Source organism: archaeon CG10_big_fil_rev_8_21_14_0_10_43_11 (genome assembly GCA_002763265.1).
Classification (GTDB): Archaea; Nanobdellota; Nanobdellia; order PEZQ01; family PEZQ01; genus PEZQ01.
Genome location: PEZQ01000007.1, coordinates 100891 through 122407, shown reverse-complemented (window position 1 = coordinate 122407; position 21517 = coordinate 100891). Strand labels below are relative to the sequence as shown.

Genomic DNA, 21517 nt, shown 5'->3' with positions numbered 1-21517 from the left:
TAAAGATAGCGGACCTATCAATTCTAGATGAGTTTGAAAGAGGATAAGATTACATCAATTCGTGAAATTGATGTTGATGAGCATATCTATAATATTACTACTGAATCGGGTAATGTTATCGCAAGCGACGTGTTAGCCACTAATTCTGGCGGTCTTGGTACGCCCGCCCACGAGTTAGTGGTTGCAGGCGCGATTCACAAAGCAAACAAGGGCGTCTTGTTTGTTGATGAAATCGCAACTATGAGCCCAAAAACGCAAATTGAACTCTTGACTGCCATGCAGGAAAAGAGAATGACAATCACTGGAAGAAGCGAACGTTCAAGCGGCGCCATGATTCAAACCGAGCCCGCTCCCTGCGATTTTATTCTTGTTGCTGCAGGAAATGCTGAAACCACGCAGAAAATGCATCCTGCGCTTCGCTCGCGTATCCGCGGATATGGATATGAAGTATTCATGAATGACACGATGCCAGACACGCCAGAAAACCGCGAATACCTCGCTAGATTTGTAGCTCAGGAAGTAGTTAAGGACACAAAAATTCCTCATTTCACGCGTGATGCTGTGCTTGAAATTGTTAATGAATCACGACGCCGTGCAGGAAGAAAAGGACATCTCACGCTCAAACTTCGCGACCTTGGCGGTCTTATCCGTGTTGCAGGTGATATTGCGCGCGAAAAAAAGCATACACATGTACAGCCAGAAGATGTGACCTCTGCAAAAACGTATGCGCGTTCTCTTGAACAGCAAATGACTGAGAAATTCACCACTGAAAAGAAAGACTATCAAATCCTTCGAAACAAGGGTGCAGAAGTTGGCCGCGTGAATGGTCTTGCCGTGTTGGGCAGTGCTGAAACGCATTCAGGAATCGTGCTGCCTATTGAAGCGGTTGTTGCCCGCTCGTTTGGCAAGAGCGAGTCACAAATTATTGCAACCGGACGGCTTGGAGATATTGCAAAAGAGGCAGTGCAAAACGTGAGCGCAGTCATCAAACAGTACTCGTCAAAAAATATTGAGAATTATGATATTCACATCCAGTTCTTGCAAACGTATGAGGGTGTTGAAGGCGATAGCGCGTCAATTAGCATTGCAACCGCGATTATTTCTTCTCTTGAAAAATTGCCAGTCAAACAGGAAATAGCAATGACCGGCAGCTTGTCAATTTCTGGTGAGGTCATGCCTGTTGGCGGCGTGAACGAAAAAATAGAAGCAGCAGTGCGCGCAGGATACAAAACGGTGATTATTCCTGCTATGAACGAAAAAGATGTGGTGCTCTCAAAAAAGGAATTGCAGGGCATAAGAATTATTCCGGTTAAGACTATTTCTGAAGTGGTTAAGCACGCGCTAAAAAACAGTCAGGATGTGAGCAAGAAGATTAGCAGCGTGGTGAAGTAAACCTTAATAACGTTTGAACCATAGTATTGTTTTGATGAAGATTCCACGCATTGCAAACGAGTTTGATTATTGGGATATGCTTATTTCTGATTCAATTGCGCAAAACCTTGCAGTTGAAGACCAGTCCGTAAAATCGCTTGGTGCACATAATGCAAAAGCATTGTGGGTTCGCGGCGTGTATAAGGGCTCATGGGTTATGGTATCATCCCAAAACACGAAAAACCTTCAAGACGCGTTTCGTGAAGCACTCAAGCTTGGCCGCGTTCGCGGCGCAAACGTGCATATTAAAAAACAGCGCGTTAAAGACAGCGTAACCGTTACTCCTGAGAAAAACCCGTTTGGCGAAGACCTTGAAAAGCAACTCAAACGCGTACTCTTACTTTCAAAAACAACAAAAGGTGTTGACAAACGCGTCAGACGCGTGTTTGCAACGCTTGCAAGTGTGAAATCAAAAAACGAGTTTTATGACAGTGAAGGAAGTATGCTCTTTGAGACTGATTACAAAACCATGTATAGCGTAAGCGCGCTTGCGCGCGAAGGAGATGTTATGCAGCGCGCGCACAAAGGTGATGCGCGCACGGGGGGTTTGGAAGTGTTTTATGACAAGGGCATTGTTGGTCTTGCCCAAGATACGGTTGCTATGGCGCTTCGCTTATTGCATGCAAAACACGCGCCGGCAAAAACGCTTCCGCTTGTGTGTGATGGCGCACTTTCTGGCGTGTTTTTTCATGAAGCAGTAGGCCACGCCTGCGAGGCTGATGCAATTTTGGAGGGTGCGTCAGTGATGAAAGGCATGATGGGCAAAGCGGTTGCAAGCCCTTTGGTGAGTTTTAGCGACGGCCTGGTCCAGCATAGTTTTGGCTCGTACCAGTATGATAGTGAGGGGGTGAAAAAAACCACGACTCCGCTTATCAAGGATGGCGTGCTCACGGGTTATTTGCACTCACTTGATACCGCATCAAAAATGAAAGCAGAGCCAACCGGTAATGGCAGAAGCCAGTCAGTCTATCATTTTCCCATTCCTCGCATGAGCACGTCTATTCTTAGACCGGGAACGTTCACAAAAGACGAACTCATACGTGACATAAAAGAGGGAGTGTACGCGGCAGGTTCAAGTGGCGGCCAAGTCATTCCCACTGAGGGAAAATTCGTGTTTGGCGCGCAAGAAGCATGGCTCATCAAGGATGGCGAGATAACGACACCGCTTCGCGATGTGAGTTTGACAGGAAACATTCTCAAAACTCTGCAACTTATTGATGGTATTGGCAAAAAGAGTGTGCTCTCAGAAGGAGGTTTTTGCGGAAAAGCAGGTCAAAGCGTGCCTGTTGGCGAGTTTGCGCCGCACATGCGTATTAGTAAGGTGGTTGTTGGTGGAAGAGCTGAGTAATAAAATCATTAAACGTGATAAACGCAATAATATAGAACTGGGTATTACTGAGAGCACGCAAACGTCGCTTGTATATGAAAAAGATAAACTTCTCTATCCTCATTTTTCGCACTCAAAGCGCATGATTATTCGCGTCACGCTTCCTGATGGCAGAACTGGTGTTGCAACCACGTCGCGCACTGATACGTGGGAGGAAACGCTCAAACAGGCAACAAAGCTTGCGCGCATCTCAGAAAAAGACCGGCACTTCAAGGGGTTGCCTGTTGAGGACACAAAAGCGTCAGTCAAGCTCTTTGAGCCTGCGCTCCTTGATATGAGTGTTGAGGATTTGGGTGCGCACGCAAAACTCATGCTTGATATGGTAAAACACGCAAAGGTGAGCATGCATGGTCTTTGGCTGGGCACAGGCCATCATCGGGTCTTGGTTGCAAATTCAAATGGCGTGTCAAACTCGCACATACGTGCAGGTGTTTCAATGAGCCTGGATGTTATCAAAAACAACATTACTGGCTCGTCAGGTCATATGTTTGTAAAACAACCAAACCCGGGAAAAGTGGCAAAAGAAGCAATTGATGAATGTCTCAAGAGTCAAAACCCAAAGCCAATCCAAACCGGCACGTACCCGGTTGTTTTGGAGCATGAGGCGTTGCAGGATGTGATTGGTGAAACCCTTGTTTCAGCGCTCAACGGGTATGCTCTGCACAAAGGAGATTCGTTTTTTTCGCATAAGATTGGCGAAAAAGTTGCGTCACCAAAACTCTCCATTGTTGATGATGCCACAATTGAGTATGGTCTTGGCTCGTACGAGTCTGACAGTGAAGGTGTTGGCGCAAAAAAGACGGTGCTTATTGAAAAAGGCGTGCTCAAGTCAGGACTCTACGATTATTACACTGCAAATCTGGCAAAGAGAAAATCAACAGGCAATTGTTCATCACTTACTGCTCGTCCTGCAATTGGTGCATCAAATGTGGTAATCGCGCGAGGAACAGCATCGCGCAGCGATATTATTTCAGGAATTAAAAAAGGCGTGCTCGTGTCAAGCGTGTCTGGCGCGCACATGAGCAATCCCGTGTCAGGCGATTTTAGCAATGAGCTTGCAAAAGCGTATGCAATTGAGAATGGTGAGGTAACGCACGCGATTTCGTCAGGCATGATAAGCGGAAACGTGTTTGATACAATCAAGAAAATCAACGCAATCGGCAGTGAGCCAATTCAAAAATCAGCATTTATTGCTCCGCTTATTTTGTTTAAGGGCATGCAGTTTATTGCTTAATACTCCATTCTTGTCGTTTGCATGACCTGTTTTGCAACGCTTCTGCCCGTGGAGGTGAGGTAGAGGCGCTGTTTTTTTTCGTAGAGCCAGTCTTTTTTTGTGCCAAGCAAGACGAGTTCGCGCGAAAAAGCAGGCGCCCATTTCATGTGCTCTACTGCGTTTGCAATCGTGTTCTCCACTGGTTCATCACGTGTTTTTTCATGGTCAAGCAAGTGCACAAGCAGCATGTGGAGTGAAAACAGTTTTTTCTGCCCCCGTTTCTTTGCAAGCCTGAAAAACGCACCGTGGCGGGGTGAGAAAAGAAATGCGCACAAAAAGAACACGCCCGTCATGACTGCGATAGCGCCTGCGATAGATGCGTTAAACATGCTTGCAAGCGCGTAGCCCGTGACTGCTGAGAGCACACCAAAAACCGCGCTCAAAAAAAGCATTGATGACACACTATTAACAAGAAGGTAGGCGCTCGCAGCTGGCGCGATGATAAGGGCAACAACGAGCACGGCGCCAACTGAGTCAAACGCGCTTACTGTGGTGATGCTTACTAAAGTCATAAGACTGTAATGGATAAATCCTGTTGAGAAGCCAAGGCTTTTTGCAAGTCCCTGGTCAAAACTTACAAGCTTGAGCTCTTTGTAGAATGTGATAACATAGAGCACGTTGAGCGCGAGTACTGTGCTCATAATCCATAATGAAACGGGTCCAAGGTCAATGCCTCCAAGCACGAGCCGGTTGAATGGTGCAAGCCCAATTTCTCCAAGCAGGACTGCGTCAGTGTCAATGTGCACTCTGCTTGCAAATCGCGTGATAAGAATAACGCCAAGCGAGAAGAGAAAGGGAAACACCAGTCCAATTGAAGCGTCTTCTTTAACTCTGCCGGTGTTCTTGATTTTTTGGGTTAAAAAAACAGAGAACACGCCCATGAGTGCTGCGCCTATAATGAGGAGCGGTGAGTTGAGGGTGCGTGAGATAAAAAACCCGAGCACGATTCCTAAAAGAATAGAATGGCCTATTGCGTCGCTTAGTAAGCTCATTTTTCGCAATACCAAGAACACACCGGGAATGGCGCACGCGCTTGCGACTACGCTTGCAAGCAGGATGATTTCAGCTTGCACTAACATGTGAGGGACCACCTCCTTTTTTTTGCAGTATTTTTTCTGCTTCCAGCACGCCAGCAGGAGTAAGGCGCCAATACTCGTGCGCGTCTTGTGTTACAAGCCCGAGTTGTTCAAGCACGTCAAGACTGTTTTTTGCTGACGCGTGCGACACTGCCTGAATCGCGCTCACGTGGTGAGGGTGGGTTCGTTTCGCGTGATTGTGTGAGAGTAAGAACACGTCTATGAGCACGCCTTTGACGTCAAGGTTTTTTCGTTTTTTTGCGTCTTTGATTTTTTCGCTTACAATGCCGCGTGTTGGAGAAAAGAGCAGGGAAAAAAAGACAATGCAACTCATGACAATTACGATAACGGGTCCTGTTGGCACGTTTCGCTGAGCGCTGCTTATCATGGCGCCACTCACGCCTGAGACGGCGCCAAACAGTGCTGAGAGTGTGACCATGCCAAAGAGGGTTTTAGTCCATTGGCGTGCTGCAACTGCAGGCGCAATAATAAACGCGCTCATAAGCACGACGCCAACAGTTTGGAGTCCAATCACAATAGCAAGCACGATAAGCGCAGTAATGAGCGCTTCAATGCCAAGAGTGTGAAACCCCAGGGTTTTAGCGTACGCGTAATCAAAGGAAACGAGCTTGAACTCTTTCCAAAAAAGCGCGGTCAGCGCGAGCGCGAGGCCTGCAAAAAAGAGCAGGGTGTACACGTCGCTTGCAAGCATGGTTGATGCGTTGCCAAACAGGAAGGTTTCAAGACCTGCTTTTTTTGCGCTTGCAATGCGTTGTATAATGGTGAGAAGAAAAATACCCAGCCCAAAAAATGAGGAGAGGACAATGCCAAGCGCGGCGTCTTCACTTATCTTGCTGTTTTTGTGCACGATAAGCACGATGCTTGCGCCTGCAAGACCGGCGAGCATGGCGCCAAAAAGGAGTACAAGCGAATTTTTGCTAAGGGTAAAAAGAAATGCGAGTGCAATGCCAGGAAGGGCTGCGTGCGAGATTGCGTCTCCAAGCAGGCTTTTTTTTCGAAGCACAGCAAAGCTACCAAGCACGCCTGAGAGCACCCCAATAGTGGCAGAGCCAAGCGCCACATTTCGAAGTGTGTAATCAAAAAAAAGGTTGTACAAGAGTTCAAGCATGGTGTGGTTTCACTCGTTTTCTAGAAATGCAGCCGTGCCCCCGTACGTTTTTTTCAAGTTCTCGTTTGTCATCACGCTTTCAACTGGTCCAAAACCGATTTTTCGCACGTTAAGAAGCATGACCCAGTCGAAATATTTTTTCACGGTCTGCAAGTCGTGGTGCACAACAATCACGGTTTTTCCTTTTTTTCGCAGGTTTTGCAAGAGTGCGAGAATTGCTTGTTCAGTGGTTGTGTCAACGCCTGCAAAGGGTTCGTCCATGAGATACACGTCAGCGTCTTGAACAAGTGCGCGCGCAAGAAAGACGCGTTGTTGTTGGCCGCCTGAGAGTTGGCTGATGTGGCGGTCTGCAAATTTACTCATGCCAACGCGCTCAAGGCTTTGATATGCGTGTTGTTTTTGTTTTTTTCCAGCACGGCGAATCCAGCCAAGCTGGCCGTACGTTCCCATAAGCACCACGTCAAGCACGGTTGCGGGAAAATCCCAGTCAACGCTGGTTCGCTGAGGCACGTACGCTATTTTTTTTCGTTTTGCCTGGTAGGGTTTGGCAAAAAACGTGACCGTGCCCGCTGCGGGTTTAATAAGTCCAAGCACGCTTTTGATAAACGTTGTTTTTCCCGCCCCGTTTGGTCCGACAATGGCAAGCAGCACGCCTTGAGGCACGTGCGCGTCAATGTCCCAAAGTACTGGTTTTTCGTTGTACGCAACGGTTAAGTCGTCTACGCTGAGTGCTAATTCTTTTTTCATACTAATCACGAGAGTGCGCCCACGATGGTATCCACGTTGTGCGTGACCATGCCTATGTACGTGCCTTCAAACGTGCCCGCGTCACCCATGGCGTCAGAGAAGAGTTCGCCGCCAATTGACACGTTCCAGCCTTTTGCCTCAACTGCTTCTTCCACTGCTTTTATGTTTCGTTCAGGAACAGATGATTCAATGAAGATGGCTTTTATTTTTTGCAAAACAATGAAGTCAACAAGTTCTTGCACGTCGCCTGTGCCTGCCTGAGCTTCAGTGCTGATGCCTTGGAGTCCGCGCACGTCAAGGCCGTATTCGCGCCCAAAATAACTAAACGCGTCATGGGCTGTGATGAGTACGCGCTGTTGTTCGGGTACACGCTGAATCTGGGCAGTCACGTACGCGTCAAGCGCTTCAAGACCTGCCTGATAGGTTTGTGCGTTGTCTTTGTAGTACTGCGCGTGTGCAGGGTCGTATCTGATGAGTTCATCGCGGACTTTTTGTGTTGCGTTCATCCAGTATTTCACGTTAAACCAGACGTGCGGGTCGTATTGTCCGGGAAACGCGGGAAAATCAAGCAGTTCACTTTTGTTAAGGTAGTCAGTAACGGCAACAACGTGCGTGAGCTGTTCCATGCCTTCAATCACGTCGCCCATTTTTGATTCCAGATGCAGTCCGTTGTAGAAGATGATGTCTGTGCTGCTCATGGCGCGCACGTCTCCTTCACTTGTTTTGTAGAGGTGCGGGTCAACGCCAGGACCCATAAGACCCGTCACGCGTACGTAGTCGCCGCCCACGTTTTGGACGATGTCAGTAATCATGCCAATCGTGGTCACGACGCGTATGCGCGCGTCATCAGTCGTAGTTTGCGCGGTGCACCCGCCCAAAAGCAGGAGCCCAAACAGAGCGATGATGAGCTTGTTCATGGTTTTTTGCCTCGTAGGGGGCTGCCGTGCGGGTCTTTTTTTGGGTTGCCAAGAAAGCGCGCAAGATGCGTGATTGACTCGTCAGAAAACGCGTGTTCAAGCCGGTTTGCTTCGTCATGAATCTTGTTGATGGGCATGCCCAGTGTTTTGTGTAAAAAAACTTCAATGAGCCTGTGCTTGTACGTGAGCTCTGCTGCAAGCGCTTCTCCTTTTTTGGTGAGTGTTATGTCGGTGTAGGGTTTGAAAGTGACAAGCCCCTCATCTTTGAGGCCGCGCAGGCGCTCAGAAATCGTTGATTTTGCAAGACCCGTCATTTCTGCCACGTCTTTTGATTTGACCGCGCCGTTTTTTTCTTTGAGTTTCCAGATGGCGCGAATGTAGTCTTCACGCGTCTCAGTAGTCATTACTTTGTTCGTATATACGAACATTATAAATAGTTTTTGCTTTTTTTTTGTTAAATGGTGGGGTGGTTATACGAGATTGATTGAGTGCAAATAGTTTCGTGCTTGTGGTTTATAATTTTTATGCGTAACGCGTTTGTTACATAGCGCCCTGCTTGCTTTTATTTGTGAGTCTATAATTTTTTTTGTTTGAATAATTGTTTGTCCTTTCTGAGATTTTGAGTGTAGTATGCAACGTAACCAATTTCAGTCCAGATTTTTATAGTGTTTTATCACCTGCTCATAGTTTTTAAAATTCTCTTTTTTTGAGTGGTTGTCTATCAAAACATATATAAACTAAAATAGACACATTTAAACTAAAATGGATAAGTATAAACAAGAGTTTACACGACTTGAAACAGCATTATTTTCTTTGTTGTGCAAGCGGGCGGGAGAAAAATTAAGTCAGCGAGAACTAGCTGGTTTATTATCCGTTTCTCCTACTGCTGTTTCTAAAGCAGTACATCGGCTTTTAGATGAGAATCTCGCGAAGCGAGAAAAGACTAGAACTGCACATTTCGTGTCTTTTAATATAAACTATCCACGAGCGATTCAACTTAAACGTGTTGAAAATCTTAGATTGGTCTATGTTTCTGGTTTATCTGATTTTCTTGAGGAAAAACTTGCAGGTGCAACGATTATTCTCTTTGGTAGTTATGCAAGAGGAGAAGATACAAAAGGATCAGACATTGACATTGCAGTGATTGGAAGAAAAGAAAAATACCTTAATGTTGCGGCATACGAAAAAGAATTACACAAGATGATAAACATTAATTTTTATGATTCTTGGAAATCTATACACAAACATCTTAAAAATAATCTTCTTAATGGCATTGTTTTAGAGGGGGGTGTTGAGTTATGAGAATAGTAAAGTCTTTTGAAGAATTTCTTGAAGAGGGGGTTATAAAAAAAGGAAGTAACGATGTAGAGCGAGCACGAAGTATGTTGTCAGAAGCGAAGCGAAAATTCTTCATTTTACAGAACATGGTAGATAGACTTGGCATAGATGATACGAATGCAAATGATTATGTTGAATACTGTTATAATATTATTATGTTTTTAATACGAGCAAAGATGTATGAACAAGGGTTTTCAAGTGTAGGGCATGGCGCTCATGAAGCGGAAGTTGCCTTTTCGAGAAAACTTAAGTTTTCTGAAACAGAAGTTCGCCTCTTGAATAAATTGCGCTATTTTAGAAATGGTATTTTGTATTATGGCAAACAGTTCGATAAAGAGTATGCAGAGATAGTTATACAATTTACCACGAAGATATATACCCGTTTTATATAATTCTTTTTTTGAAAAACATAATGGTTTTAAGTGTGTTCGGTCTTGTGTGATAGTATGTTAGAGTGGATTGGCGCTATTGCCATTGGGTTAATTGTGCTCCTTGTCATTGTGGCGTGGAGCGTGTACAATTCACTTGTCGTGCTCAAAAATCGTGTTGAGAATTCACTTGGTCAAATAAACGTGCAGCTCAAGCGTCGAGCAGACCTTATTCCAAATCTGGTTGAGACCGTTAAGGGGTATGCAAAGCATGAAAAAAGTGTGTTTGAAAATGTCACAAAAGCGCGTGCAAGCATGATGTCTGCACAATCAACTGAGGATAAGTTGAGTGCAAATAATATGTTAACCTCTGCGCTTAAGACGTTGTTTGCGGTTGCAGAGAATTATCCAAAGCTTCGTGCAAATGAGAATTTTGTGAGCTTGCAAGCACAACTTGCAGAAACTGAGGATAAACTCGCGTATGCAAGACAGTTCTACAACGACACAGTGCTTATGTACAACAATAAAGTGCAAATGTTTCCATCAAACATGTTTGCAAAACTATTTGGGTTTGCGCAAAAAGACGTGTTCAACCTGCCTGAAGCTGAGAAGGGTGCGCCAAAAGTATCATTTTAAAAAGGCATGGCACGCATTATTCAAAGCAACACATTTGAACGCGTTTTTGTTTTTTTTATATTTTCACTAGGCGTTTTTCTTTTTTTGCTTGCAGTTTTTCATCCGACTCTTGTCATTTCCTCATTTTCACAAAAGCATTACGCGCTTTCTGACGCAAACGTGACGGTGAACGTGCTCCAAAACGGTTCTATTGCGGTTCATGAAGACATCATGTTTGATTTTACGGGGTGCTACACGTTTGCGTACCGTACCATCCCGCTTGCGCAAGGTCAGCGTGTTACAAACTTTGCGCCAAGCGCCAACATACCAAACACCGTGTTGATTGGTGGTTCATCAGCGCAGGCTACGGGAAAAATCACGTTCACAAATCCTGTATGTAATCAAAAACAGGTTGTCAGTTTTGACTACGTGCTTAATGGTGCGGTGTACGTGTATGATGATGTAGCAGACATTCATTTTCAGGTGTGGGGTCGCGAGTGGGAAGCACTTGAAAACGTGTATGCCACAATTAATTTCTCGACGCCTGTTAGTAACTTCTGGCTTCAACCCTATTATGGCGTGAATGCGCGCTACGCGTCTTCACAAAGCATGTACACCATTACCGCAAAGGATTTGCCAAAAGGGCAGTGGCTTGAGTTTCGCGCTCTTATGCCCGGTGCAGCGTTCACCAAACCTAATGTTGCACAGCGCATGCCGGGTCTTGGAGAGGAAAAAATTCTTGCACAGCAAAACACTCATAACACACAAAACGCGCTCGTGTTTTATGTTTTCCAACTCATGCCTCTTTTGATTTTGCTCCCTCTTTTCGTGTTTGCGCTCGTGTATCTCAAATTTGGTCGCGAGCCTGACGTTGAGTATTTTGGCGTGTACGAGCGTGAACCCCCAACTGAGCACGCGCCTGCTGAAGTGAATGCGATGTTTCTTGCAAGCCTTGGCAGGAGTAGTGAACCTACGCTTGACGGGTTTTTAGCAACCCTTTTTGACCTTGTTACAAAAGGTTTTGTCAAACTCACACGCGTGTCACACAAGAAAGCGGGTCTTTTTGGAAAAAAGGTTGAAAAGGATTTCAAACTTACCTTTGTGCACGCAAAAAAACCGTTGCGCGATTTTGAAGAGTTGGTTCTTGAATACGTGAAAAGCGTGGCTCAAGGCAATGAATTGTTGTGGAGCGAGTTTCAAGGCCACATACAGAATCAAACAAATTGGCGTGCTTTTGACCGCGTGTTTAAAGAATGGAAATACTTGGTGAGTTCTCGCTTCTCAAAAAAACAATTATTTGACGCAACAGGGGTGCACGTTGTTCTTGGCACAAGTCTTGTTACCATCTTTGTCGCGCTTATGTTTTTTGTGCTTGTGTCAAGTAGCGCGTATTCGTATCCTGCAATTAGTATTGGGTGGGCAACCCTTTTTTCTGTGGTGATAAGCGCACTCACGCTTGTCGTGCCTATGGCGGTTGTGGGGCGCAGAACTGTTGAGGGTGCCTTGTTTTATTATAAGTGGAATAATTTTAAGAAGTTCTTGTCAGATTTTAGCTTGATAAAAGAACACCCTCCTCAATCAGTTGTGCTCTGGGAACAATATTTGGTGTATGGTATTGCCCTTGGCGAAGCGCAGAACGTGATTAAGGCAATGGAATTGTTTATGCCTGATTTTGAGAGAAGTTCGCTTGGGCCTGTTTTGTGGTATCCTGCGTTTTATATTGGTTTTAATAGCGCGTATGCTGCTGGTTCGCCCAAGAGTTCGGGTGGCGCTGGCGGTTTTGGTGGCGGCGGGGGTTTTGGTGGCGGCGCTGGCGGTGGTGGAGGCGGAGCTGGGTAAGCGCAGCTTTTAATAAACACGCGTTCCTATCATGTGTGGTATGGCATGGAAGCTTGAGAATGGGCAGTTGGTAAAAGAGTTTTCTTTTGAGGATTTTATGTCTGCAGTTGGTTTTGTTAATCATATTGGGTTGCTAGCAGAGCAGGCAAATCATCATCCTGATGTGTTGATTTATTCATATAATACGGTGCGTATTATGTTAGTTACGCATGCCAAGAAGAGAGTAACCGAAAAGGATTATTCTCTTGCAAAACAAATAGACGCGCTTTACGTGAAATGATGATGCCTCGAACGCACGTGTTGATTGGTTTTTGTGTAGCTGCAGTTATCAATCTTTTTTTACCGCTCGCATGGTGGCATTTTTTGCTTGCAGGTTTTGTTGCAGCAATCATCGACCTTGACCACGTGATTAATTTTTGGCGTGTGAAAGGAGAATTAAGCGTGCAAAAAGCGTGGAATACTGCGTTTGAGCATTTGGGTTTTGAACGAAGCTTTTTGCATCGCAAGTATGGCATTCTCTTTTTTATGGTGGTTTCCTCTTTTATCATGATTTTTTCACCAGTATCTGGTGTTATTGTATTTTGTGCGGCTCTTTCTCACTGGTTGTTTGACCACACCTATTTTAGAAAGGCGCATGAGCGTTTGGTAAAAGTAGGGCACTGGCTGTATCCCATAAGTTTTGAAGAACTCACCCTTGACATGGTTTTTATTTTTCTAAGCCTTGTTTTTTTAATGCTTAATAATCATGTAGCTGTTTGAACAAACCAGGTAACGGTCCTGTCAATGCCTTGTTCAATACTAACATCCGGCTCAAAACCAAGCTCTTTTCTTGCAAGAGAAATATCAGAATAATTGCGCAGAATCTCGCCTGCACGCGCTGGCTCGTGCACAGGCGGTTTTACGCTGATTCCGTGTTTTTTGCAGGATTCTTCTATAAGCGAGAAAAGCGTGTTCACACTTGTTTCTTTTCCTGTTCCAAGCTGGAAAAGGGAGAACGCGTTTTTGAGTTCTTTTGTGAGCGCTAAGTAAATTGCGGTACTGATGTCGTGTGTGTGAATAAGGTCGCGGGTTTGCTTGCCATCTCCGTATATGGTGATTTGTTCGCCTGCCACGATTTGTTTGATGAATTTTGAAACAGCGCTTGTTTTGTTGGTTGATTTTGGGCCATACACGTTTGAGAATCGTAATGCGATAGTTCTAAGTCCATATGAGCCTGCAAACGCGCTTGCGTACGCTTCATTTGCAAGTTTGCTCGCACCATAAGGGCTGAGTGGTCTTGGCACTTTTTGTTCATGAACGGGAGGTTCTTGTTCGCCAAGCGGTGCGGCTGATGAGGCAAGCACGACACGTTTGACGGCATATTTTTTGCATGCGTTAAGCATGTTAATGGTTCCTATCACGTTGGTGTGTGCATCAAAAAGAGGGTCTTCTATTGATTCTATTACGCCTACTTGTGCTGCGAGGTGCACAACAAAGTCGCATCCTTCAACTGCGTTTTCGATTTGTTGTTTGTTTTTAATGTCTCCCTCTATGATTGTAACCCTGTTGTTGTCGGTGTCTTCATTTTTTTCAAGCAAAGCGGTGTCAGTTGAATTGTCAAAAATTCGCACTGTCCAGTCTGTGTTTTTGAGCACGTATTCGGTGAAGTTGCTACCAATAAATCCCAGTCCGCCGGTAATCAAGATGTTCATGGTTATATTGTTTCAAGTGTGTTTAGTATAGTTTGTGGTCCTTGTGCGCCAATGAGTCGTGCTTTTTCTTCACCGTTTTTGAAAAAGATAAGTGTTGGCAACCCTTTTACGTTGTAGTGGGCAGTTGTGAAAGGATTTTTGTCAGCATTAAGGTTCACAATAATGGCTTGTCCGCGTATTTGTTTTTCAAGTGATTCTATCATGGGCTCCATTACCTTGCATGGCGGACACCAGCTTGCCCAAAACTTGACAATAACAGGAAGCGTTTTCTCTAGAACCTCTTGTTTAAATGTTTTATCGCTGATTTCTTTTGTCATGTTTCATGAAGCTTTGGTTCGAATCTGCTTGTTTTAGTGTTGACTGTGTTATTGTAGAGTTCAAGCGTTTCTGATTTTTTCTTAGTCCCATCCCAGCGTGTTTCAGGGATGATTGCATGTTTCATTGCTTCAAGGCGTTCAAGAGATTCGGGTTGTGTGAGAATTTCAAACATGTGTCGCACTTCCTGCTCAAGCGTAGTTTGCGTCTTGAATCCAAACGTGTTTGGAAGTTTTGTTGACACTACTTCAAGGGGATGATTGTCAGCTTCCACTCGCGGATTTTCGATTCGTTGTATACGAACAGTATAGCCAAATTCTTTGCCAACCTTTGCTACGGTATCTGCAAGTTCTCGTACTTTGTAGAGTCCAGACACTTGATTGACTACATCATATTGTCCGGGTTCTGGCGGTGAATTGATGAGGCGCACCATGCACTGCATGGCGTCTTCTAACGCGATGAATCCGCGTATTTGTTCGCCGCTTCCATATATAGTGAGGGGAATACCAAGAATTGCTTGAGCAACAAAACGGTTTATTACCGTGCCAAACCATTCATCAGCATCAAAACGGGTAAGTAATCGTTTATCTTTACTGATTTCGTTTGTGTGCACGCCATAAATCACGCCCTGCATGATATCATATGAGCGCAACCACCAGTACTTGCATGCTTCATATACGTTGAACGTGTCTTGCACTTTTGAAACGTGATAAAAGCTTACGGGGTCTCGTGGTGTCATCTCCCCGCCAAGACTCCACGTTTGCCCTTTCCACTCAATTGTAGCATCTGCAGGAAAGAGCCCCTCAAAAATTGGCCTGCCCGTGAGGGGGGCTCCGTACTCGCCCATAGTTCCAAGTTTTATGAGTGTTGATTCTGGAACAAGTTCTTTAATTAAGAAGAGTAGCCCGAGTGTGCCAAGTACGTTATTGTCTTGTACGTTTATCGCGTGCTCAGCGTTTACCATGCTGTAGGGTGCGCTTGGGCATTCTGCATAATGGATAATTACTTCTGGTTTGTGTTCTTTAAGAAAGTTTTTGAGTTTGTCTCGCTCGCGAATATCAATTTCTGCAAAGGCGATGTCAACATCAAATACTTCTTTTGCTGCTTGCAAGCGCTCTTGCATGGGGAGGATTGGCGTGATTGAGTGCGAATTTTTTTCTGCAACGCAACGTCGTCTCCAGTAATTGTCAAACCCTGATACTTTGTAGCCGAGTCGTGCGAGTTTGAGGGCAAGACTCCAGCCAAGGTAGCCATCCATGCCAAGAATCATGACGCGCATGTCTTTTAGTTTGTAGCCGTATTCGCTTTCTTCCCATTGGTTGCATTGTTCAAATGTCAAGTTTGGTTCAAAGTAGCCAAGTTCAGGTCGTCGTGAGCATTCAATCATAATTTGGCCTTTGTCGCCTTGTTTTGATTTGATGTCTTCTTTTGATTGTCCGCACGCGCGAAAGTCAACATTTCCTTTGAATACGGCGGCAGGACAGTTCCAGCAGGTTTTGTTTCCGTTTTTGCAGTTCATTGTTCATTCACGTGTTGGAGTTTTTTCATAATGTCCACCACGTCTTCAATGGTGGGATTTTCTGGGATGATGTTTGGTTGTTTTGTGTTAACATAGATGAACGCGTTTTCGAGGGTGTGTTTGCCCGTGAAAATTTCGTCTGCAAAGATTTCTTTTTTGATGATGTTTCCTCGCATGTTAAAACCTGACGCTCCCTCAATCACAAGGTCTGGCGCGTTTTTCGTGTAGGGACCATGATAGATGTCATCTCGTTTGTAGATTTTTGCAACGACCTTTTGAGCGTTCCATTCAAGCGATTCAAACGCTTTGATTAATTCAGTAATAATTTCTGCTTCTTCTTCAAGAAGTACTTCACCTTTTGGATATTTTCCTTTTCGATTCAGATAAATTCGTCCTGGGTCAAGACAGAATGCCTTGGTTCCTTCTTTGATATTATTGTAGCCTGCGCGCAGGTCATAATCCGCGTTCAAAAATCCTTTTTCTCGCAGGAATGCATTCACGAACACGTTTGTTTTAACCTGTTCCATACCATGGTCTGAGAGCATGAGGAGTTTATCATCTTCATGCATGCGCGAGACCACGTCACCAATTTGTTCGTCTACTTTTTTGAAAAAATTTAAAAAATCTTGGTGGTGCTTGTGTTCTGCGTTGTGGTATGCTTCCCATAAGAAATGGCCGAGCCGGTCACTGCCGGTGACCACATACATGAACGTATCCCACTCAAATTCTGTCCACGTTTTATCGAGTAGTGCTTTTCGTTTTTCAAGCGTGTAGAACAAATCTTTGATAAATAATTCCTGCGCTTCGTGCCCAAGCATTGAGTCAACATCAATTCGGTAGTCTATATTGTTGAGTGTTTGCAAATAGTCTGCGGGATAGACTGCTTTATCCATATCAATTGCAACAAATCCAGATACATGCAGGCCATTGATTTCTTTTGCAGGATATGTTGAGGGAACGTTCAAAATCACGTACTTTTTATCATCTTCTTGCCAAAATGCAGGTTGCATGACGCTTTTAAAATTGGGAAAACGCATGGTGTAGGTTCCTTCAATTAAGTCAATAAAACCGTACACGTTGTGCTCGCCTGCATTTTTCCCCGTAATCATTGAACTCCATGCAATAGAAGAAATGTCAGGAATGCTTGAGCGCAATTTTTTGAAGGTGCCTTGTTCCCGTAATTTTTTGAAGTGAGGCATGACTCCTCTATCTGATAAATCTTGCATGAGTTCATAGGGTACGCCATCAATGCCAAAAATAACGGTTCTCCCACGCATAACGCACTACTTTAACGGGCAGTATAATAAAAGTATTTCGTCAGTACTCCAGCTCAGAGGCGTAATGCTTATTAATGCAGTTTAATTAAAACACAGTGTTATGTTGGGGAGAAAACATACAACGGTTTCGATTCCTCGAAAGCTCTATGAGAACATTGAAAAACGGTTGGAGGGAAGCGGGTTTACAAGTGTTTCGGATTACGTAACGTATGTGTTGCGCCAAGTTGTTTCAGAGCTTGAACGAAAAGACAGTGATGTATTGCCCAAAGGCAAGCAAACATCTACCCCCTCAAAAGATGATGAGGAGGAAGTGAAAGCGCGTTTGCGTTCTCTTGGTTATTTAGATTAAACTGGTGGTTATGTCATGGATTTGAAGGAATTAGAAAATAAGAGCATTTATATTATTCGGGAAGCAAAAAAGCAATTCAAAAACCCTGCTATGATGTGGAGCGTGGGAAAAGATTCTACGGCAAACGTGTGGCTTGCAAAAAAAGCATTCTTTGGTAAAGTCCCGTTTCCAGTTATTCATATTGATACGAGTTACAAGTTTAAGGAGATGTACGCGTTTCGTGACCGGCTTGTTGATGAGTGGAATCTTGATTTGATTGTTGCGCAAAACAAAAAAGCACTTGCTGATGGCATGTCAAACGTGCGCAAGTTTGAATGCTGTAACGCGCTTAAAACGCAAGCGCTTAAAGATTGCATGGCAGAGTACGGGTTTGATGCGCTTATTCTTGCTATTAGACGTGATGAGCATGGCATTCGCGGAAAAGAGCGCGTGTTTTCACCGCGCAATAAGGAGTTTAAGTGGGATTATCAAAACCAGCCTGCTGAGATGTGGGATTTGTTTGTGAAATCAACTGATGAAGGTACGCACACGCGCGTGCATCCTATCTTGGATTGGACTGAGTTAAATGTGTGGGAGTACGTGTTGCAGGAGGGTATCCCAACAAACCCTCTTTATTTTGCACAAAATGGCAAGCGCTACCGAAGTCTTGGCTGCCAACCCTGCACGTTCCCTGTTGATTCAACAGCAAGCAGTATACAAGAGATTGTTGACGAGCTTAAGACAAGCAACCTTTCTGAGCGGTCAGGTCGTGCGCAGGATAAAGAGGACACGTACACGATGCAAAAGCTTCGCAGTCTTGGATATATGTGATACGTAATGGAAAAGCCGGTTATTCGTTTGGTATTTGTAGGCCACATTGACCATGGGAAGTCAACGCTCATTGGTCGTTTGCTTTTTGACACGAATTCTCTTAAACCAGAAAAAGTCAATGAAGTCCTTGCTCAAAGCAAAGCGCTTGGAAAAGATATTGAGTATTCATTTGTGCTTGACAGTTTTTTAGAAGAGCGCGAACAGGGCATCACTATTGACATTATTCGAATCCCTTTTTTGAGTGAAAACTATGAGTATCAAATTATTGACTGTCCGGGTCATAAAGAGTTTATCAAAAACATGATTTCAGGCGCGAGCCAGGCAGAAGCAGCAGTGCTCCTTGTTTCTGCAAAAGAGGGGGTTGAAGAACAAACCAAGCGACACTCGTTCTTGCTTAATTTTCTTGGCATCAAAAAAGTCATTGTTGCCGTAAACAAAATGGACCTTGTTGATTACTCTCAGACACGTTTTAATGAAGTGAAGCGTGTTGTGGGGGAATATTTGACTTCTGTTGGTTTTGAACAACAGCACATGACCTTTGTCCCGCTTTCAGCGAAAGTGGGGGATAATGTGATTGAACCCTCTGCAAACTTGGCATGGTATCCAAAAACGTTTATGCAAATTCTTGACAAGAAGGCTGCACAAAAAGAAGCAAAAGAACAGCATTTTCGCATGCCAATTCAGGATGTGATAGACATTGATGGTGAAAACTACGCGCTTGGAACGGTTGTGAGCGGTTCATTGCGTGTGGGTGAGAAAGTGGGAATCGCGCCTCACGGTCTTTTTGCAACAGTGGTTGATGTGCGCGATTTTACGGGTTCGCTTATGAGTGCAAGAGAGGGTCAGAGTGTTGGTTTAAAACTCAATGGCGCGCTTGTAACGTCTGAGCTTATTGGTGCGGTGTCATACACGCAAAGCCTCACTGCAGTGAGCAATACTATTAATTCGCAGGTTATTGTGTTTACTGACAATGAACTTCGTGAAGGTGAAGATATTGATATTCGCCTTGGCACGCGTTTAGTTCAAGCCCGCGTCTTGCGTATCGTGCAAAAAGTCAATACCGCTGGTGAAGATGCTGTTCTTGACAATAATCTGTTAGCCGAGAACGAGGCAGGCATGGTGTTATTAACCACGCGTGAAAATCTTGCGTTTGAGAAGTTCTCGGATGTGGAGAGTCTTGGTCGCTTAGTCTTGTTGCGCAACGGCAGACCAATTGGTGCTGGCGTGGTGTTATAGTTATGAGTGATTCTCATGTTAAGAGCATTGCAAAAAGTATTAGTTGGCGTTTTGTTGCAACGCTTACCACGTTTTTTCTTGTATTTATATTCACCAGAAAAATGACGCTTGCATTGTCTGTGAGCGCGTTAGAATTGTTTCTCACGCTTGTTATCTATTACGCGCACGAACGCGTGTGGGCGCGAATCAATTTTTTTGACACGGTTTATTTTACGTTCTCACCCCCTGCATTGGCTGCGCCCATGCTAGTGGAAGAAGAGGATGTGTAAGTCCGTTCTGTGAGAAAACAATTCTTTTAAACAGTTAGCAACATTACATACGTATGCCTCGCGTACTTGCGATTATTCCTGCGCATAATGAAGAAGCAACCATAGCTGGTGTGGTTTCTCAAACCAAAAAATACGTGCGGGACGTGGTTGTAATTGATGATGGGTCAGGAGACAGAACTGCTCAATTAGCGCGCCAAGCAGGCGCCTTTGTTATCTCGCGTGTTTGGGCGGGGGGTTATGGTGCTGCGCAAAGAACAGGTCACTTGTATGCTATTCGTGAAGGATATAATTATGTTATTCAATTAGATGGGGATGCTCAGCATAACCCAAAATATATTCCTAAACTTTTGCGTCCTGCTTTGAGCGGTAAATATGATTTAGTTATTGGTAGCAGGTTTTTGAATGGCAGCCATAAAAAGTTTAGTTTTGTTCGTCGCTGCGGCATCGCGTGGTTCACGTTTGTAGTAAGGCATCTTGCCAAGCTTGACATTACTGATGTTACTTCAGGTTATAAAGTGTTTAAGGTTTCGAGTCTGAAAAAACTTGAACGCTGTGCTGATATGTATCCTGCTGTTCAGCAAATGCTTGAGATGGCACGTAAAGGATTTAAGATAAAAGAGGTATCAGTAAAAATGACGCTTCGCGAACATGGTTCTTCTCATCTCAATTCATTTAAGAGCTTCTTTTTTTATCCTGTTCGCATGACAAATATTATTTTTACGTTTCTTATATTTGGCGGTGGTAGAAAATAGCACTCCTTTATGCTGTCAGTTTTGCTCTTGGTATTTTTATTCTCTTTAAGAGTTATACGCTTGCGCGAAAAAGTAAGCTTGAATTTTTTGAATTTGTGAGCTGGTCGCTTGTTGGTCTTGCAATGCTGCTCTATTCAGTGGGTGTGGATTTTGTTAAATATGTCCTTGTTATAACGGGTATTGGGACGAGAACAAATGCAATTCTTGGTTTTAGCATTCTTGTTATTGTGTTCTTACTGTTCATGTTGTTTAAGGAAGTTAAGAATCTTGAGGTTAAACTTTCTGTCTTAAATGATGAGTTGAGTCTTGTGCGCGTTCAATCAAGGAGGAGGAAGGGGAAAACGTGAAACAAGCAATTATTTCCTTTGATGTTGAGAACTTGTATCACATTCCTGCAGGAAAAAAAGCGTTGAGACGGGGCGTGAGAAAAGATGAGCTTGACCTAGACCTTTCTCACGCGCTTGGTTTGATTCTTGATATGTTGGCCAATCACGATGTTTTGGCAACGTTTTTCGTGGTAGGTGAGTTTGCCCAAAAGAACCAACATATAATCAAAGAAATTGCGCGAAAACATGAAATCGCGTCACATTCTCAAACGCACCCGTTTCTTAACCGCTGTACAAAAGATGATTTTAGACGAGAAGTTGTGGAATCTAAGAAGGTGCTTGAAAAAATTTCAGGAAAAAAAGTGATTGGCTTTCGAGCTCCAACGTTTAGCATGAACCACGAAGATTATCACCTGCTTAAGCAAGCCGGGTATCAGTATAGTAGCTCTTATATGCCAAGCATTAAAATACCTTTTTTTTATGGCGGTAAGAAATTTCCTCAAAATATGAGTATTCCTGAATTTCCGTTGTCAGTTCATCCTGTTTTTAAATTGCCCTTGGGTGGTGCGTGGGTTCGCTTGCTTGGAAAACAATTTGTTTTAGATGGGGTGCAACGTTTGACTGCGCACTCGCAGACAATTTGTTTGTATTTTCACCCTTGGGAATTTCTTAATCTGGCATCAACACCTCTCCCGTTTAGAGTTCGCTGGAGAACAGGAAACTATTATCAAAGTGTGTTTGGTTCTGTTTTGGATACGTTGCAAGATGAAGATTTTAATTTCACTTGTTTTCGTGATATGCTTAACTTGTATCCTAAGAACGTGATAACATATCATGGAGGTTGTTAAATACA

24 protein-coding genes and 1 pseudogene are annotated in these 21517 nt (G+C 44.1%); 15 read left to right on the top strand and 10 right to left on the bottom strand.

Translation table 11 applies throughout. The annotated features are described in order from the left end of the window. Positions 1–27 precede the first annotated feature (27 nt). From COT72_04140 to COT72_04130, 3 genes are read left to right on the top strand one after another with little or no spacing between them, the layout of a single operon-like run. On the top strand, positions 28–1392 hold the full coding sequence (locus COT72_04140) for an ATP-dependent protease LonB (GenBank protein PIN99997.1): 1365 nt from the start codon (positions 28–30) through the stop codon (positions 1390–1392). A 34-nt stretch (positions 1393–1426) separates the two neighbouring features. Then, entirely contained in the window at positions 1427–2779 is a 1353-nt protein-coding gene (locus COT72_04135) for a hypothetical protein (protein ID PIN99996.1), read from the top strand. Next, entirely contained in the window at positions 2649–4052 is a 1404-nt protein-coding gene (locus COT72_04130) for a hypothetical protein (protein ID PIN99995.1), read from the top strand. Before COT72_04135 ends, COT72_04130 begins: the two co-directional genes overlap by 131 nt. Here COT72_04130 and COT72_04125 read toward each other — a convergent pair. The 5 genes from COT72_04125 to COT72_04105 are packed head-to-tail and all read right to left on the bottom strand — an operon-like array spanning position 4049 to position 8388. Then, a complete protein-coding gene (locus COT72_04125) occupies positions 4049–5170 on the bottom strand; it encodes a zinc ABC transporter permease (protein ID PIN99994.1) in 1122 nt (373 codons plus the stop codon). The two genes, COT72_04130 and COT72_04125, sit on opposite strands and share 4 nt — an antisense overlap. Continuing rightward, on the bottom strand, positions 5154–6296 hold the full coding sequence (locus tag COT72_04120) for an ABC transporter (GenBank protein PIN99993.1): 1143 nt from the start codon (positions 6294–6296) through the stop codon (positions 5154–5156). The genes COT72_04125 and COT72_04120 overlap by 17 nt, the downstream gene beginning before the upstream one ends. A gap of 9 nt (positions 6297–6305) precedes the next feature. Then, on the bottom strand, positions 6306–7043 hold the full coding sequence (locus COT72_04115) for a hypothetical protein (GenBank protein ID PIN99992.1): 738 nt from the start codon (positions 7041–7043) through the stop codon (positions 6306–6308). 5 nt (positions 7044–7048) lie between these two features. Further along, positions 7049–7960 carry a manganese transporter gene (locus COT72_04110; protein PIN99991.1) on the bottom strand — a complete coding sequence of 304 codons (912 nt, stop codon included), beginning with the start codon at positions 7958–7960 and terminating at the stop codon, positions 7049–7051. Next, the gene (locus COT72_04105; GenBank protein PIN99990.1) at positions 7957–8388 is read right to left on the bottom strand and encodes a hypothetical protein; all 432 of its coding nucleotides are present in this window, start codon (positions 8386–8388) and stop codon (positions 7957–7959) included. The genes COT72_04110 and COT72_04105 overlap by 4 nt, the downstream gene beginning before the upstream one ends. Before the next feature lie 334 nt (positions 8389–8722). On the opposite strand from COT72_04105, the gene COT72_04100 reads away from it, so the two are divergent. Genes COT72_04100 through COT72_04090 form a run of 3 tightly spaced genes read left to right on the top strand, consistent with a single transcriptional unit; the run spans position 8723 to position 10302 of the window. Next, positions 8723–9262, top strand: coding sequence for a hypothetical protein (locus tag COT72_04100; GenBank protein PIN99989.1), 540 nt, complete (start codon positions 8723–8725; stop codon positions 9260–9262). Then, entirely contained in the window at positions 9259–9690 is a 432-nt protein-coding gene (locus tag COT72_04095; protein PIN99988.1) for a hypothetical protein, read from the top strand. The genes COT72_04100 and COT72_04095 overlap by 4 nt, the downstream gene beginning before the upstream one ends. A 54-nt stretch (positions 9691–9744) precedes the next feature. After that, a complete protein-coding gene (locus COT72_04090; protein PIN99987.1) occupies positions 9745–10302 on the top strand; it encodes a hypothetical protein in 558 nt (185 codons plus the stop codon). Positions 10303–12044: 1742 nt separating this feature from the next. On the opposite strand, the pseudogene COT72_04085 reads toward COT72_04090, so the two are convergent. Then, positions 12045–12122: pseudogene (locus COT72_04085) on the bottom strand (LysM domain-containing protein). A 29-nt stretch (positions 12123–12151) separates the two neighbouring features. On the opposite strand from COT72_04085, the gene COT72_04080 reads away from it, so the two are divergent. After that, positions 12152–12400 carry a 4a-hydroxytetrahydrobiopterin dehydratase gene (locus tag COT72_04080; protein PIN99986.1) on the top strand — a complete coding sequence of 83 codons (249 nt, stop codon included), beginning with the start codon at positions 12152–12154 and terminating at the stop codon, positions 12398–12400. After that, on the top strand, positions 12397–12879 hold the full coding sequence (locus COT72_04075) for a hypothetical protein (protein PIN99985.1): 483 nt from the start codon (positions 12397–12399) through the stop codon (positions 12877–12879). Before COT72_04080 ends, COT72_04075 begins: the two co-directional genes overlap by 4 nt. On the opposite strand, the gene COT72_04070 is transcribed toward COT72_04075, so the two are convergent. The 4 genes from COT72_04070 to COT72_04055 are packed head-to-tail and all read right to left on the bottom strand — an operon-like array spanning position 12864 to position 16922. Continuing rightward, on the bottom strand, positions 12864–13811 hold the full coding sequence (locus COT72_04070) for an epimerase (GenBank protein ID PIN99984.1): 948 nt from the start codon (positions 13809–13811) through the stop codon (positions 12864–12866). The two genes, COT72_04075 and COT72_04070, sit on opposite strands and share 16 nt — an antisense overlap. A 2-nt stretch (positions 13812–13813) precedes the next feature. Continuing rightward, positions 13814–14128, bottom strand: a complete 315-nt coding sequence (gene trxA, locus COT72_04065) for a thioredoxin (protein PIN99983.1) — start codon at positions 14126–14128, stop codon at positions 13814–13816. Next, entirely contained in the window at positions 14125–15645 is a 1521-nt protein-coding gene (locus COT72_04060) for an NAD-dependent dehydratase (protein ID PIN99982.1), read from the bottom strand. The genes trxA and COT72_04060 overlap by 4 nt, the downstream gene beginning before the upstream one ends. Continuing rightward, entirely contained in the window at positions 15642–16922 is a 1281-nt protein-coding gene (locus COT72_04055) for a hypothetical protein (protein ID PIN99981.1), read from the bottom strand. The genes COT72_04060 and COT72_04055 overlap by 4 nt, the downstream gene beginning before the upstream one ends. A gap of 100 nt (positions 16923–17022) precedes the next feature. Here COT72_04055 and COT72_04050 point away from each other — a divergent pair, with 100 nt between their 5' ends. From COT72_04050 to COT72_04020, 7 genes are read left to right on the top strand one after another with little or no spacing between them, the layout of a single operon-like run. After that, positions 17023–17271, top strand: coding sequence for a CopG family transcriptional regulator (locus tag COT72_04050; GenBank protein PIN99980.1), 249 nt, complete (start codon positions 17023–17025; stop codon positions 17269–17271). A gap of 15 nt (positions 17272–17286) precedes the next feature. Next, on the top strand, positions 17287–18081 hold the full coding sequence (locus COT72_04045; protein PIN99979.1) for a sulfate adenylyltransferase: 795 nt from the start codon (positions 17287–17289) through the stop codon (positions 18079–18081). Between the two features lie 6 nt (positions 18082–18087). Next, positions 18088–19317 carry a hypothetical protein gene (locus COT72_04040; protein PIN99978.1) on the top strand — a complete coding sequence of 410 codons (1230 nt, stop codon included), beginning with the start codon at positions 18088–18090 and terminating at the stop codon, positions 19315–19317. A gap of 2 nt (positions 19318–19319) precedes the next feature. Beyond that, complete coding sequence (locus tag COT72_04035; protein ID PIN99977.1) at positions 19320–19586, top strand: hypothetical protein; 267 nt, start codon at positions 19320–19322, stop codon at positions 19584–19586. Between the two features lie 53 nt (positions 19587–19639). Beyond that, on the top strand, positions 19640–20338 hold the full coding sequence (locus COT72_04030) for a glycosyltransferase family 2 protein (protein PIN99976.1): 699 nt from the start codon (positions 19640–19642) through the stop codon (positions 20336–20338). Next, on the top strand, positions 20335–20685 hold the full coding sequence (locus COT72_04025) for a hypothetical protein (protein ID PIN99975.1): 351 nt from the start codon (positions 20335–20337) through the stop codon (positions 20683–20685). Before COT72_04030 ends, COT72_04025 begins: the two co-directional genes overlap by 4 nt. Beyond that, positions 20682–21512, top strand: a complete 831-nt coding sequence (locus COT72_04020; protein PIN99974.1) for a hypothetical protein — start codon at positions 20682–20684, stop codon at positions 21510–21512. The genes COT72_04025 and COT72_04020 overlap by 4 nt, the downstream gene beginning before the upstream one ends. Positions 21513–21517: the final 5 nt, after the last annotated feature.